12 protein-coding genes and 1 pseudogene are annotated in these 14,932 nt (G+C 64.5%); 7 read left to right on the top strand and 6 right to left on the bottom strand.

The window, feature by feature from the left end:
- Positions 1–494: 494 nt before the first annotated feature.
- The 4 genes and pseudogenes from HNP48_RS07375 to HNP48_RS07390 all read right to left on the bottom strand — a co-directional run bounded on the left by HNP48_RS07375 (position 495) and on the right by HNP48_RS07390 (position 6,840).
- Positions 495–1,700 carry an SOS response-associated peptidase gene (locus tag HNP48_RS07375; RefSeq protein ID WP_260420128.1) on the bottom strand — a complete coding sequence of 402 codons (1,206 nt, stop codon included), beginning with the start codon at positions 1,698–1,700 and terminating at the stop codon, positions 495–497.
- 593 nt (positions 1,701–2,293) lie between these two features.
- Positions 2,294–5,692, bottom strand: a pseudogene (gene ligD / locus HNP48_RS07380) (DNA ligase D).
- An 18-nt stretch (positions 5,693–5,710) separates the two neighbouring features.
- Positions 5,711–5,896 (bottom strand): DUF3606 domain-containing protein, encoded by a 186-nt coding sequence (locus HNP48_RS07385; protein WP_184856236.1) that lies wholly within the window; start codon positions 5,894–5,896, stop codon positions 5,711–5,713.
- A 32-nt stretch (positions 5,897–5,928) separates the two neighbouring features.
- Positions 5,929–6,840: a Ku protein gene (locus HNP48_RS07390; protein ID WP_184856237.1), complete on the bottom strand. Its 912-nt coding sequence runs from the start codon at positions 6,838–6,840 to the stop codon at positions 5,929–5,931.
- Between the two features lie 140 nt (positions 6,841–6,980).
- On the opposite strand from HNP48_RS07390, the gene HNP48_RS07395 reads away from it, so the two are divergent.
- The 6 genes from HNP48_RS07395 (at position 6,981) to HNP48_RS07420 (ending at position 12,533) form a co-directional block, all read left to right on the top strand.
- On the top strand, positions 6,981–7,331 hold the full coding sequence (locus HNP48_RS07395) for a hypothetical protein (protein WP_184856238.1): 351 nt from the start codon (positions 6,981–6,983) through the stop codon (positions 7,329–7,331).
- A gap of 32 nt (positions 7,332–7,363) precedes the next feature.
- Positions 7,364–7,801, top strand: coding sequence for a nuclear transport factor 2 family protein (locus tag HNP48_RS07400; protein WP_184856239.1), 438 nt, complete (start codon positions 7,364–7,366; stop codon positions 7,799–7,801).
- 204 nt (positions 7,802–8,005) lie between these two features.
- Positions 8,006–8,482 (top strand): (2Fe-2S)-binding protein, encoded by a 477-nt coding sequence (locus tag HNP48_RS07405; protein ID WP_184856240.1) that lies wholly within the window; start codon positions 8,006–8,008, stop codon positions 8,480–8,482.
- Positions 8,479–9,516: a xanthine dehydrogenase family protein subunit M gene (locus tag HNP48_RS07410; protein ID WP_184856241.1), complete on the top strand. Its 1,038-nt coding sequence runs from the start codon at positions 8,479–8,481 to the stop codon at positions 9,514–9,516. The genes HNP48_RS07405 and HNP48_RS07410 overlap by 4 nt, the downstream gene beginning before the upstream one ends.
- The gene (locus HNP48_RS07415; RefSeq protein ID WP_184856242.1) at positions 9,513–11,882 is read left to right on the top strand and encodes a xanthine dehydrogenase family protein molybdopterin-binding subunit; all 2,370 of its coding nucleotides are present in this window, start codon (positions 9,513–9,515) and stop codon (positions 11,880–11,882) included. The genes HNP48_RS07410 and HNP48_RS07415 overlap by 4 nt, the downstream gene beginning before the upstream one ends.
- A 168-nt stretch (positions 11,883–12,050) precedes the next feature.
- Complete coding sequence (locus HNP48_RS07420) at positions 12,051–12,533, top strand: hypothetical protein (protein ID WP_184856243.1); 483 nt, start codon at positions 12,051–12,053, stop codon at positions 12,531–12,533.
- Positions 12,534–12,957: 424 nt separating this feature from the next.
- On the opposite strand, the gene HNP48_RS07425 is transcribed toward HNP48_RS07420, so the two are convergent.
- Entirely contained in the window at positions 12,958–13,740 is a 783-nt protein-coding gene (locus tag HNP48_RS07425) for a YoaK family protein (RefSeq protein WP_184856244.1), read from the bottom strand.
- Positions 13,741–13,946: 206 nt separating this feature from the next.
- On the opposite strand from HNP48_RS07425, the gene HNP48_RS07430 reads away from it, so the two are divergent.
- On the top strand, positions 13,947–14,579 hold the full coding sequence (locus HNP48_RS07430) for a response regulator transcription factor (protein ID WP_184856245.1): 633 nt from the start codon (positions 13,947–13,949) through the stop codon (positions 14,577–14,579).
- A 42-nt stretch (positions 14,580–14,621) separates the two neighbouring features.
- On the opposite strand, the gene HNP48_RS07435 is transcribed toward HNP48_RS07430, so the two are convergent.
- Complete coding sequence (locus HNP48_RS07435) at positions 14,622–14,837, bottom strand: hypothetical protein (protein WP_184856246.1); 216 nt, start codon at positions 14,835–14,837, stop codon at positions 14,622–14,624.
- Between the last annotated feature and the right edge of the window lie 95 nt (positions 14,838–14,932).

Here is a 14,932-nt window from a genome sequence, read left to right on the forward strand (position 1 = left end):
TCGCCAACGCCCCAACGAGACGCATTCCGGCACCTTGCACCTGTAGCGAGCTCTGGTTGGCTTGCTGATCGCAAGCCCTAAAACTGCTAGCGCCACCGCACCACGCGAGTAGTGCTCAGAAGACTCTTGGTAGGTTGGATATGCCGAAACTCCATGGAGACCGCCGACGCTTCACGGGCGCGCGAACTATCGCACTTCGAGGGCAGGCGAACTAACTCGGAACAGCAGACGAACTAACTTTGCACTGCTTGTCGCAGCAGAGCTGCTATGACGGTGAGCTTTGCTGAACCAGGAGATACTTCCGGAGTCGCCTGGCGTGTCCAAATTTTGCCTTCAACACTCCGTGGCGATTGACGGTGAAGTGGTGGCACAGGTGAACGATTCGGTGGACAGGGTGTGGACCGCGCTTAAGATGAACCTAGTCATTGTCTACAGGTTATAGCTAGAAGCATTGCGGGGCATTTGGACGTCGATACCACTCTAGGCGTGGCGCATCAGCTTTCCTGCTCCTCAGCATCTGGCGTCTCACCTGTCAGTAGTGCATGCCGGAAGTACGGCCGCGCTGATGGGTCCAGAATTGCATCGAGCTGCTCGTACGTGGATTGCTCAGGCTGCAACCACGTGTCGATGTCTTTGGGGCGGATCGGCACCACGCACCGGTCATGACCCACCGCTCGAACCTCGGGCGGCGGATCATCGGTGATGATGGCAAACGAGAGAAGGTCAGGCACTCCTGGTGCTGTCCAGCGGGCCCAGACGCAAGCGAGCACCAGGTCCTGCTCAGGCTCGGGCCAAAACTCCACCACCACGGTTCCGGGCTTCTCGCCAGGTTGCAGCGACTGCCGACCTTCGGCCAGGTGCCTGGGCACGTGCTCATAGAAGCGGCTGATGACGATGACGCCGTGGGTCTTGCCGTACTGGTGCCTCCAGAAGCCCTTGAGCGAGTCCTTGCGAGCGTTGTAGCAACCTGGGAACTCCTTGTCGAAGGACTCGGGCACGTGCGACGGGCGGCAGTGGTATCGCATCAGCTTGAGCACCCGCTCGCCGTATTCCATCACCATCACCGGTACATAGGAGCCGGGGAAGATCCGTGAGTCGATGGCACTCAAGCGGGTCTGGTGCAGCTTGGCGATCTTCTCTTCATACCAGGGGATCTTCTTGGTGGCGATGCGCTGGTCGGCGGCCGCCGTCTTGGTGAACTTGACCTGCAGCTTCGCGGTGGCCTTGGCCAGCCTGGCGCGCTGCGTCTCCAGGTCCGCCAACAGTTCCTTTTCTCGGTCGGCAGCATACTGCGCGATTGCCATCTTGATGTCGCGCTCGGCTTCGGACTGCGGCATTTCGAAGGCAGCTTCGACGCTCTTGGGGATCAGGATGCTGCTGTCGCCCAAGCGCCGGTAGAAGAGCTCGTAGAAGTTCTTGAGGCTCAACTTGGCCCCATATTCGCGGACGAACTTTGCGTAGTCGGACCGGACCATTGCGCTGTAGCACATCGGCAACTCCTGAACAGTGAACCAGTATGCCGCAGCGCACAATGGGAACTGGCTCCCGATTGCTTGTCTGCAGGCATATTTCGGGCCATTTTTGCTACTATTCGGCGCAAAGATTTGCCAATAGGGTGATGGCATGCCGTTGGAGTTCTTGCGGGAGATCTCACGTGAACCGCTTCCTTTGGAGGTGAGCGGGACTGCAGAAATCGACAAGCTGAGGGTGCTTGCCGCGGCCGACATGATCGTTGCAGAGCTTCCCCAGGTCGGCCAAGCAGGCCCTGCGATCGTTCGCCAGATTACCGGCTATGGCCGAGCGGCACTTTCAGCCCCAATCCGCACGGGGCCAGAGGGCGAACAGTGTTGATCAGGTGCGCGAAGTTGGTTTTCTGACCGAGTGCTGGATCCCAGGTGCAAGGCTGCGCTCGTCAACACATTCTCCTCGGAAGCCATACAGTCGCTCCGCACCCCGGACCTTGAATCCGCGCATGTCGGCGTTCATTGCGGTGAGGTGCACCCAATTGTCCCAGGCGACTCCAGCAGGCACTTAAACGTATTGGCGCGATGGGACTTTGAATGGTAGAAGCACGTCAGGTCTAGCGTTGACCGGAAATTCGCCACCTCGACACTCTGCATCAGGCAAAAGCCGTCACCCTGTAGCCAGTCGGCGCAGGAGGCAGTGGCACAGCGTGACGTTGAACACCTCGCCCAGCAGTTCGTAGCGCACTTCGCCGCCATGGCATCTGCCGGCGCGGACTGTAGAGGCCGAGGTCGGATGCGTGATGAATGTCTCCGTCGCACTGGCTTCGTCAAGCCAGCAATTTGATTGCGCGTGTGATGGCCTGCCTCTTCTTCCAGTAACCGCTCCAAGGATCTTCCTTCTGGAAACTCAGGTACTCCCGCGCCGTCGCAATGGTCCACTGTGCCCCACCCTTGAGTTCGCGAAGCTGGTCCCAGGCCACCGGCATCGACACTCCCATCCCAGGTCGCGACCGCGCTGAGAAGGCGCATGCCGTCGTTTGACCATGCCCATTGCGCAGGTAGTCGATGAAGATCTTGCCCACCCGGTTCTTGCTGCCCATGACGGCGACAAACTTGGACGGGATGACCCGGGCCATGTGTTTGACCACGGCCTGCGAGAACGCCTTGACCTCGTCGAACCCCAGCTTCGGGGTGATGGGAACTACCACGTGCAGGCCCTTGCCGCCGCTGGTCTTGAGCCAGCTTTCCAGGCCCAGCTCGGAGAGCATCACCCTCGTGAGCTCGGCAGCCTCCTGCAGCATGGGCCAGGTCACGCCCTCACCAGGGTCCAGATCGAGCACGAAGCGGTCGGGCTGGTTGATGCGCGCAATCTTCGAGTTCCAGGTGTGGAACTCGACCACATTCATCTGGGCCGCTGACACCAAGGCCTCGACCGAATCCACCGCCAGCAGCGCCGCATGCTCTGGCCACAGGGCCGGGTCCAGCTCCTTCATGGCGGGCATCTTGCTCTCGGGGTGCTTCTGGAAGAACAGCTGCCCAGTGATGCCGGTTGGCGCGCGCACCAGGGACACGGGCCGGTTCTTGAGGTGCGGCAGCATCCACTGGGCAATGCTCTCGTAGTAGTGCACCAGGTCGATCTTGCGCATCCCAGTGGAGGGGTCTATGACGCGCTCGGGATTGGATATCTTGACCTGGTGGGTCGTTGCGGGAACCTCGCGCTTCGTTGCCGGCGCGGCCACGTGTGCCTTGGGCCGCTCGCGCACGATGGCACTGGCGGGCTTGTCCGTGCGGATGCCACGGAAGACAGCGTGCCTGATGCGTCTGTCCGGCGTCCAATCCCCAAACGCCACTTCGACCACCATGGTCGGCTTGACCCACCGCTCGCTGCCCGCTCGCCGCTTGGACCAGCGCCCCGGCTTGACCTAGGCCTCGCTGACTGGGGCGCTGTCCACTTCCAGCTTGGCCAGCCCGGTGTGCAGTTCGCGCCCGCCGGCCGAATCCCAGCCAGTGCCCACAGACCCCGCATGGTGGAGCTTCCCGTCCTCGTAGTAGCCCAACAGCAGGCTCCCCACTTCCTTGGCAGCGTTGCTGCGGTCCGTGAAGCCCAACACCACGAACTCCTGGCGGTGCTGGCATTTGAGTTTGACCCAGGTTTCGGTGCGGCCTGACACATAGGGTGCGTCGGCCCGCTTGGCCATCACACCCTCCAACCCCATCTGGCAGGCCGCCCCCAGCAGTTGGACAGGCGCCACATCGAAGGCGGGACTGAAACGGATGATGTCGCTCTGGCGCTCTTCGAACAGCTCCTTGAGAACCGATCTCCGTGATGCCAGCGGCACGGCACGCAGGTCCCTGTCACCCAGGAACGGGACGTCGAAGACGAACATCACGATGCCGCCGCTGCGCGCGTTGTCGATGGCGTTCTGCAGCGCGTTGAAATCAGGGATGCCCGCATCGTTGAGCACGACGATCTCGCCGTCGAGCCAGGCGCGGGTCATTCCCAGGTGTGCGAGGCCATCTGCGATGGGTTGGAGCTTGTCAGTCCAGTCGTGGCCGTTGCGCGTGAAGAGGCGCACCCCGTCCTCATCGATGCGCCCCAGCACCCGGTAGCCGTCGAACTTGGTCTCGATAACCCAGTCTCCCTCGGGCACGGCAGAAACCAGTGTGGCCAGTTGAGGCTCCAGCTTTGCCGGGAGTTTGGCCTTCCTGGCAGCCTGCAGCCCATCCGATGCATCGGCCGTTCCGCGCCGGGGAGCGGGTGCGGCGCGCGGCTCCCGCGCCTCGATCAGCCCCAGGGGCTTCTCGACCACGCTGTCGGGCAGCGCGGTGATCACGTTGTACTCCGCAATGGGCCTGGCCCAGGCGTCGCCACGCTTCTTGAACAGCATCCACTGGTCCTGCTTCTTCTCCCCGGGCTTGGAGATGCGCACCAGCTCCCACAGGCCCGCCAGCTTTTGCCCGTGCAGGTGGAACATCACCTTGCCTTTGGCCAGACCTTCGCGCGGGTCGCCCACAGGCTCCCAGGTGCCGCGGTCCCAAATGATGACCGTGCCGGCGCCGTACTCTCCCTTGGGGATCGCGCCTTCAAAGGTGTTGTAGTCGATGGGATGGTCTTCGACGTGGATCGCCATGGACTTCATCTTGGGATCGTACGAAGGGCCCTTGGGCACCGCCCAGCTGACCATCACGCCATCGAGCTCCAGCCGGAAGTCGTAGTGCAGCCTCGACGCCCAGTGCTTCTGCACCACGAACTGCAGTGCACCGGCTGCCGAGTTCTTGGAGGCGCGCTTCGATGGCGTCCCCGCGGGCTCGGCCGTCTTGCTGAAATCACGCTTCGCGTTGTATTTTGCCAAAGGCCCGGTAACGGCCGGCGTCGGTGCGGCGTCCTTACCCCGCCCTTTCTTGGCTGCTGGCTCGGGAGTGAGCGGTGGAGGCTTGCGCTTGGCCGGCGCGCGCTTCTTCAGCGCAATCTCGGCCCATGCCGGCGCGTGGTCGCTCGCACCTTCGCGGCCCCGCTCATCACGGTCCACGCCCGCATCCTCGACCTTGAAGGCCTGGCCTACCAGAATGTGGTCGATGCGCAGGCCGGCATTGCGCTCCCAGCGTTTGCGCCGGTAGTCCCAGAAGGTGAAGGGCACGGCCTTGCGGTGCACCTTGGCGACGGCATCGGTCCAGCCTTGCTCCAGGATGGAGGCGAAGGCCACACGCGCCTCAGGCTGCAGCAGCGCATCGTCGCGCCAAGTGTCGGGCTTGTAGATGTCGGCGTCCGTGGGCACCACGTTCCAGTCGCCCAGCAGCACCACTGGGTAGCCTGACTCCCACAGCTTCTGCGTGCGCAGCCTTAGCCGCTCGAACCAGCGCAGCTTGTAGTCGAACTTGGGGCCCGGCCGGGGGTTGCCGTTGGGCAGGTACAGGCAGGCGAAGAGCACGCCATTGATGGCAGCCTCCACATACCGCGCCTGGGTGTCGGCAGCGTCTCCGGGCAGCGCCGTGACCACCGGCAGCGGGTCGTGCTTTCGGCACAGCAGGGCCACGCCATTCCAGGTGCGCTGGCCCACCACAACCGCCTTGTAGCCCAGGGCCTCCAGCGCTTCGGTGGGGAAATCCGCGGTCGGGCTCTTGAGCTCCTGCAGCGCCACCACATCGGGCTGGGTGCGCCGCAGCCAATCGACAAGCTGGTCTATCCGCTTGTTGACGTTGTTGATGTTCCAGGTTGCGACGCGCACGGCGCCACCGTCTTCACATCAGCGGCCGGAGCCCTTGAGGTGTGCTTCCACGGCCTTGGCGTCGTTGCCTACCGCCTGCACGGCGGCCTTGAGCTGCTCGGCACTGACACCGAACTTGGCGGCCCAGTCGCGCACCTCGTAGTCTTCGCTCAGGCTGATGCGGGAGCGGTCCTGGCCGCCGGTCTTGGTCTTGTCGTCTGCCATGGCAGTCTCCTTCGTTGGTGGATGGTGTGCGCTCAAGCGGCCTTGCGCTGGGGCGCTGCCTTCTTCGCGGTAGCTTTGGTTGCTGCCTTCTTGGCAGGGGCATTCTTTGCGACCGCCTTCTTGGCTGGCGCCTTGGCGTCGGCCTTTGCGCCGCCTTTCAGGCTGCGCTTGAGCAGTGCAGTCAGGTCGATCACCTCGGCGCCGGATTGAGGTGCCTCTTCCTCTGGCTCCAGCACGGTCTTGCCCTCGCCGGCTTTGGCCTTCTTCTCGACCAGCTTCATGACCTGGATGCGGAACTCGTCCTTGAAGTCCTCGGGCTTCCACGGGCCCGACATTTCTTTCACCAACTGCGCGGCCATCTTGAGTTCGGCCGCGCTCACGTTCTTTTTTCCGGCAGGGGGCAGGTCCAGGGAGTCGAGGGTCTTGACCTCGTCGCCCCAGCGCAGCAGGTTCAGCACCAGTGCCGGGCCCGAGGGGACCAGGGCGGCCAGGTGCTGCTTGGTGGCGATGACCACCTTGGCCAGGCCGATCTTGCCAGTGGCGATCAGCGTTTCGCGCAGGAGCGAGTAGACCTTGTCGCTCTTGTTCACCGGCGCGACGAAGTAGGGCCGCTCCAGGAAGACGAAGGGCATCTCGTTGGCGTCGATGAAGCGCTCGATCTCGATGGTCTGGGTGGTCTTGGGGAACACGGCCTCTACCTCGTCGGGGCTGATGATGACGTACCTGCCGTCCTCGTACTCCACGCCCTTGACGATGTTGTCCTTGTCGATCTCCTTGCCCGTGCGCTTGTTCACGCGCTTGTAGCCCACGGGGTCCATGGTGCGCTTGTCCAGCCAGTCGAAATCCACGCCCTCGGACGTGGCGGCCGTGTGCAGGCCCACGGGAATGTGGACCAGGCCGAAGGTGATGGCGCCTTTCCAGAGGGTGCGGCTTCCATTTGCCATGCTGATGGTTCTCCATGTGCGGGAATCCCGGGTGGCGCAAGTCTGCGGCTTCGTCGGCCCGCACCTTGTAGGCATTCGCTTACGGGCGCAGTAGGCAAGATGACCTCTCGCATTGGCCCACCAGCCTCTACGCTGTGGCTATGCCTGCGCCACTTCGCTCCATTGCCGTGCATGTCACCGAGCCTGAGACGGGTGCCTTCCAGTGGGCACTGGCCGAATTGTGCGCAGACCACACCTGGTCTGAACTGCAAAGCGCGGACGCCTCATGCTCCACCTACAAGGAAGCCGTGGCCAACGGATTGCTAGCCCTGCAGGCCCTCATCCCCGACCTGGACACGGGCCCGCGCGCTGCATCCGCGGACCAGCATCGGCGACCTCGGCCAGAGCGCGGAGCCGGGCGCGTGCGCAGTGAAGAAGACGAAGAGCCGATCCTGGACGAGGGCGCCAGCCCGTCGCGCCGGTCGGTGTTTGGCTTCGGGCTGGCCAACTGAACAGGCCATGAGCCTTGCATTGGAGCTTGTGAATGACCACGGAACCCGCCCCACCCACCCTGAGCACCGTGCAGGGTGCCCACAAAAACACCCTGAAGCAGGCCAATGCAGCCATCCGGCGGCTCGACTTCGAGAGCTTCCTCGCGCTGTGCACCGATGACACGGAGTGGACCTTCGTCGGGGACAAGACACTGCGCGGCAAGGAGGCCGTGCGCCAGTGGATGCCCACGGCGTACCCGGAGCCTCCCGTGTTCGAGGTGCACCACATGGTGGCGGACGACGCGGGATTTCTCACCGCCATCGGCGAAATCACGCTGAAGAACGACTCGGGCCGCCCCGTGCGACATGCCTACTGCGATGTCTGGCGGTTTCGTGATGGCAAGCTGGCGCAATTGCAAGCCTTCGTGATTCCAGTGGGCGAAATCGCCCGCCCCAGCCCTCTCGGCAACGAAGAGGCTGCCGCGCAATGAATTCAAGCGAGCGCTACAAGATGTTGACCCTAAGTCGAACGCTGACTGAGGGGTCGGACCTGGTTTCCCAAAAGAGCAGACTGGCCCGGGGTTGAGGATCTACCCCGCGCCAGCCCTCTGAGGGAGAAGGCCTCTTGTCCGACATATCGAGGACTGGCTCACTCTGATGATGGGGCGATCCAGAGTTCCATAGGTTCCCTCGCCATGCCCCACTCCATCTCCCTCACGGTCAATGACCGCACCCGGGCGCTCGAAGTCGAGTCCTCGGTCACCCTGCTCGACCTACTGCACGACAAGCTGGGTCTCACCGGCGTGAAGAAGGGCTGCGACCACGGCCAATGTGGGGCCTGCACGGTGCTGGTGAATGGCGAGCGCATCAATTCCTGCCTCACCCTGGCAGTGATGCGCAACGGCGCGCGCGTGACCACCGTGGAGGGGCTGGCCAAGGAAGGTGCCCTGCACCCCTTGCAGCATGCCTTCGTGGCGCACGACGCCTTCCAGTGCGGCTATTGCACACCGGGCCAGCTGTGCTCGGCCCAGGGCCTGGTGAACGAGGGGCATGCCCGCACACGCGACGAAGTGCGCGAACTGATGAGCGGCAACCTGTGCCGCTGCGGTGCCTACGTACAGATCCTGGACGCCGTATGCGAGGTCGCACTGCAAGGAAGGGGCCAGCCATGAGCCCCTTCACCTACGAAACGGCGGACAGTACGGCGGCGGCCGTTGCCCACGGAGGCGACGCCGCCTACGTGGCGGGCGGCACCAACCTGCTGGACCTGATGAAGGAGGGCGCGGCCCGTCCCCAGCGATTGGTGGACATCAACGCCCTTCCCCTGGCCGACATAGCACCCGCGCCCGGCGGCGGGCTGCTGCTGGGTGCGTTGGCACGCAATGCTGCCACCGCCCACCACCCGCTGGTGCGCGATGGCTACCCCCTGCTGGCTGCGGCCATCCTGTCGGGCGCCTCGCCGCAGATCCGCAACATGGCGACCGACGGCGGCAACCTGCTGCAGCGCACGCGCTGCCACTACTTCTATGACACGGGCACGCCCTGCAACAAGCGCGTGCCAGGCAGCGGCTGCTCGGCCATCGGCAACCTGACGCGCCAGCACGCCATCCTGGGCGCCAGCCCGCACTGCATTGCCACCCACCCGTCGGACATGTGCGTCGCCCTGGCGGCGCTGGAGGCTGTGGTGCACGTGGAATCGCCCGCCGGGCGCCGCCGCATTGCCTTTGCCGACTTCCACCGCCTGCCGGGTGATCGCCCCGATGCCGACAACACGCTGCAGAGCGGCGAGCTGATCACCCAGATCGAGCTGCCGCCCGCGCAGGCGTTTGCAGCGCACAGCGCCTACCTCAAGGTGCGCGAGCGGGCGTCATACGCGTTCGCCCTGGTGTCGGTGGCTGCCGCGCTGCAGTTCGACGCGAACGGCCGCATCACCCAGGCGCGCCTCGCGCTCGGCGGGGTTGCGCACAAGCCCTGGCGCCGCACCGAGGCCGAGGCCTTGCTGCACGGCCGCCAGCCAGACTGCACGGCGTTCGCCGCGGCCGCCAGCGCCCTGCTGGCCGGCGCCCAGGCCCAGGGCAGCGGCGCAGGCAGCAATGCCTTCAAGATCCCTATGGCGCAGCGGGCCGTGGTGCGTGCGCTCGAGATGGCCCTGGCGGGCCCCACCAGCCTGCTGCCCGGCAGCAAGATGAACGGAGCACCGGTATGACCGCAGCCCACCCCCAGCCCTGGCCCTCCCCGTCCCAGCAGCCCATGGCCGAGCCCGGCACGGGCTACGTGCAGATCGGCGACGCCGTGGCGCGCACCGACGGGCGCACCAAGGTCACCGGCCAGGCCCTGTACGCGGGCGACCATTTCGTGGCCGGCATGCTCTTTGCCGTGGTGGTGAGCAGCACCATCGCGCGCGGGCGCATCGTGCGCTTCGACCTGGACCGCGCCCGGGCCACGCCGCGCGTGCGCGACATCCTCACGCACGAGAACCGGCCCCGCAAGCGGTCCATGGACATCTTCTACAAGGACATGACGGCGCCAGGCGGCTCGCCCTTCAAGCCGCTGCACGGCGATGCGGTGCTTTACAGCGGCCAGCCCATTGCCGTGGTGCTGGCCGAGACCTTCGAGGCTGCGCGCGAGGCCGCCCAATTGGTGACAGTGGAGTACGAGACAGCCGCGCACGAGACCGAGCTGCTGGCCCACCTGCAGCGCGCGCACGAACCCAAGGGCTTCAAGGCCGGCTATGCGCCGCCCCCCAAGCCCAAGGGCGACGCGGACGCGGCCTTCGCCGCCGCGCCGGTGAAGATCGACGCGCAGTACTACAGCGGCGCCGAGCACCACAACCCGATGGAGATGCACGCGACCACGGTGGTCCGCGGCGAGGACGGCCACCTCACGGTGTACGACAAGACCCAGGGCTCGCAGAACAGCCGCTGGGTCGTCTCACGCGTGTTCGGCCTGGGCAAGGACAAGGTCACCGTGCGCAACCCGTTCGTGGGCGGCGCCTTCGGCTCGGGGCTGCGGCCGCAGTACAACCTGATCCTTGCGGTGATGGCCTCGCTCCATACGGCGTGCTCTGTGCGGCTGGTGCTCACGCGCCAGCAGATGTTCACCTTCGGCCACCGGCCGGAGACGGTGCAGCGCGTGCGGCTGGCGGCCGAGCGCGACGGAATGCTCACCTCCATCATCCATGAGGCGGTGGCCGAAACGTCGCGCCTGGAAGACTATGTCGAAGTGGTGGTCAACTGGTCGGGCCAGCTGTACATGAGCGACAACGTGCGCCTGGACTACAAGCTGGTGGACTTGGACCGCTACAGCCCCATGGACATGCGCGCTCCGGGGGCGGCACACGGTGTGCATGCACTGGAGGTGGCCATGGACGAACTCTCCTACGCCCTGGGCATGGACCCGCTGGCCCTGCGCCTGAGGAACTATGCGGAGCTCGACCCCGCCACCGACCTGCCCCACTCCACCAAGGAGCTCAAGGCCTGCTACGCCCATGGGGCCGAGCGCTTTGGCTGGGCTGCGAGGCCGCTGGCACCGCGATCGATGCGCGAAGGCCACGAACTGGTGGGCTGGGGCATGGCCACCGGCGTGTGGGACGCGCTGCAGATGTTCGCCCGCGCCCGCGCCGTGCTGCACCCCGATGGCCGGCTTGAGGTGAGCAGCGCCGCCAGCGACATCGGCACCGGTACCTACACTGTGATGGCCCAGATCGCAGCCGCCGCGCTGGGGCTGCCGCTGGAGAAGGTGACCTTCCGGCTGGGCGACTCGACCCTGCCCGTGGCCCCCATCGAGGGCGGCTCGTCCCACGTGGCCACCGTGGGCTCGGCCGTGCAAGGTGTGTGCGAGAAGCTGCGCAAGGCTTTGTTCAAGATTGCGCGCAAAATCGATGGATCCCCCTTCGCCAAGGCGCGCCTGGCCGATGTGGAGTTCCACCGCGGAGCCATGCGCCTGAAGGGCGTGGCCGGGGCCCAACTGCCGCTGGTCGACGTTCTGGCCGCAACGGGCGGCACCCCGCTCGAAGCCAAGTACCTCATGCTGCCGCACATGCTCAAGCAGCGCAAATACTCGCGCGCCACGCACTCGGCCGTGTTCTGCGAGGTGCGCGTGGACGAGGAGCTGGGCACCGTGCGCGTGACCCGCGTGGTCAGCGCCATCGCGGCCGGCCGCATCATCAACGCCCGCACGGCGCGCAGCCAGATCCTGGGCGGAGTGGTCTGGGGCATCAGCCAGGCGTTGCACGAAGAAGCCCACTCCGACGGCGCCCAGGGCCGCTTCATGAACCATAGTTTCGCCGAGTACCACATCCCCGTGCAGGCCGACGTGCACGACATCGATGTGCTTTTCGTGGACGAGGACGACCGCATCGTGAGCCGCCTTGGCGCCAAGGGCGTGGGCGAGATCGGCATGGTAGGAGTGGCTGCAGCCATCTCCAACGCCATCTTCCACGCCACCGGCCGACGTGTGCGCAGCACTCCCATCACACCGGACAAGGTGATGGGTGTGCTCAGCGTGACTGAACAGGGGTCTCCCATCAATGCAGAGTTTCGAGAAGCGAGCCTTGGCCCTGCTCAAGGTTAGTGAGTGCTTGGGGCAGCACAGTGGCGGCAAGAGTCACCGTTGATGTCACTCGCACACTGGTCCTACAGCAGTCAGGCCACATGGATGAGGTCCAGCAGGTATCCGAGGATGCACGATCACCGTTTGTCCACGCACTTTCCCCATCCCCTCGCGAGAGAAGGCACGCCTATGAAAACCCCCGCATTGCTCTGGTCTGCGCTCATCGGCGCCGTGGCCAGCGCGCGCTCCATGACGCCCATGGCCACCCTGTCGGCCGCGCGACTGCTGGGCCACTCCACTCCCGGCGCCCTGGCGCTGCTTGACCGCCCGCTGTTCAAGTTCGGCGCGCTTGCCATGGGGGCCGGCGAACTGGCAGGCGACAAGATGAAGTCCGCCCCCGACCGAACCGTCTTGCCGGGACTGCTGGCCCGAGTGGCCAGCGCAGGCATTGCAGGGGCAGCCCTGGCACCCCGGGGCCGCGAGTCGGCAGGCGCAGCCGCGGCAATTGGCACGGCCGTGCCGCTCGCCTATCTCACGTTGGATGCGCGCAAGCGTGCCATGCGGCAGGTAGGCCAGACCCGCAGTGGCCTGCTGGAAGACGCACTGGTCATTGCCGGGGGCATCGCCATCGTCTCGCTGGCCGTTCGGGGGAGCAAGTCCAGCTCGCGATAGAGGTGGGTTCGTGAAGTGGCGAAACCCTAGTCCGTGCCGACAAACATGTGACTGGATCGAAGGCAAAGGTCCTACGCGGCAGTGCTAGCGGATGACGCACATTGAGAACTTACCGCCTTCACAAGCATATTTCTTGGAGCCAGACGTGAAACACGATCAACCCTTGCACAGGGATGCGAATACCTCCAAGCCATTTCAGAGCGTGCGTACACCCACGGCGGTGAAGTACGGCGCGACCGTCGCATTCATCCTGTTCTTTGCCTTCATCGCCTTCTACTACTTCGGCCCAAAGAGTTCTGCTGATCCGGATGCAGATGCGCGGCCCATAGGAGGTCAGAAGACGCAAGCACCGCTTGGGCCATCCTCTGCCCCTCTGTCCAGATAGCCGTATCCACGCCCTGCCACCGTATCCGTAGCTGCCGCATCAGTGGTGTTCGGTGGGCTTTGCAGGCTGGCGCATCCAGCAAAAAGCAGCTCGTCGCCTTTCACGCGCAATGGGCGGCATCGACAACGCCAGCAGCAGCGACGCGAGCGGCACCACACAGATGAAGCCTATGCGTTGGAAGCCGAGAGCTCCCACCAGGCCGCCGAGCAAGAACATGGCGATCAGGCCGGCTACGCGCGTCACCCGCTCCGGGTCACAATGGACCAGGGGGGATTGCTCCCTCCGACGCAATCCCAGGTACGCCCACTTTCCCAGCTCCATGCCCAGATCGGTGATGTTGCCGGTCATGTGGGTGGTACGAATGCTGCCGCGCGAGGTCTTGGAGCCCACTGCGTTCTGCAGCCCCATGATGAAGGACAGCAGCAGCACGGTCATGGGCACCGTAAAGGGGGTGGGCCAGGCGAGCGTCACGGTGCCGGCGATGCCGAAGAACAGCAGGAGCAAGGCCTCCAGAAGCAAGGGCGGCGCATAGATGGCACGCAGCCGGAGCTCTCGCGCCCAGCTGACGAGCACCGCGCACGCGGCCGCCCCTGCGGTGAAGGCGCATATCGCGCCCAAGGCACTGAGAAAGAGCGTTCTGCTCCCGGTCACGCCGCTGTCGACCAGCTGCGAGGCGAAGCCGGTCATGTGCGAAGTGTAGGCATGGAGAACCAGAAAGCCCCCCGCATTGATCGCCCCGGCGTTGAACGCCAGCAACAGCCCAAAGGCCCGGTTCGTTGAACGGGACCGGTGGCGGTACATGAGAAATCGAATCCGGCGCATCACCACAGTATGCGCCCCGCTTGGCCAGCGCCGATGCCATTGATCCGGTAGATATTCCGCCAAGTCGGGAAAAAGGATGACAAAACCGCGCTGCCGTCCTACCGACAATGTGGCCGCCCCGCGCTTGGAATCGCGAGCGTTGTCACCCTCTTCCGCGGGTGAAGCGCGGCTGTTTGCCAGTCACCAATTTTCAGTGAGACCCTTTCATGATCCGTGTTGGAATCGTTGACGACCATCAAATCATTCGATCTGGTCTGCGTCAGTTTCTGTCAGAGCACGTGGATATTCGGGTGGAAGGCGAAGCGGCCAATGGCCGCGAGGCCATCGACCTGGTTCGCACGCACGAAATCGACGTACTGCTTCTGGACTTGTCGATGCCGGGGCAAGGCGGGCTGGATGCAATCGGCATGCTGCGCTCGAAGGCCCCAGACATGGGAATCCTCATCCTGTCAGGCTATCCGGAGGAGCAATACGCGCTCAACCTGATCCGCAAAGGCGCCAGCGGCTATCTGAACAAGGACTGCGATCCGAAGCAGATTGTGGAGGCTGTCCGCGTCATCGCGCTGGGAAAGCGCTTCCTTACGCCAGCTGTCGCCGAGCTCCTCGCTCAGCAACTGAACCGCCCCAGCGACGCGCCTATGCACGAGCAGCTGTCCGATCGGGAGATGCAGGTCTTCCTCAAGCTTGCACGGGGTGCCACCGTGAGTGAGATCGGGGAAGCGCTCTCGTTGAGCGTCAAAACCGTGAGCACCTACCGGACGCGCTTGATGGAAAAGCTCAACCTCAGCTCAAACAGCGATCTGACTTACTACGCACTCAAACAGAACCTCATCGACTGACGCCGTCTATCGACAAGCCCTCCCAGCCCAGGCGTTCGGCTGTCATTTGAGCCACTTGCGCTGTGGCCGAGGATCAACATCGATATCGACAGCATCGTGCACGGCAGGGACCCCGGTTTTGGCGTCATCCTCAACCACCTGCACAAGTTCAACCTCCTTCACCTCAGAGGTGCGTATTTCGGTCGCTGCTGGACAGTGGGGACAAACTGAGCTGGACAGTTGGAACGGCCGGAGCTGGACACTCAGTTCGGCGCTCATGGTCATTTCCAGATCGCGGACGTAAGCATCTGTGCAGCTTTGTCCGGTCGCCCTTTTGGGTGATTCAGGTCGCTGGAGCCACCAGCTAGCCTTCG

This window comes from Acidovorax soli, from assembly GCF_014207955.1.
GTDB lineage: Bacteria > Pseudomonadota > Gammaproteobacteria > Burkholderiales > Burkholderiaceae_C > Acidovorax > Acidovorax soli_A.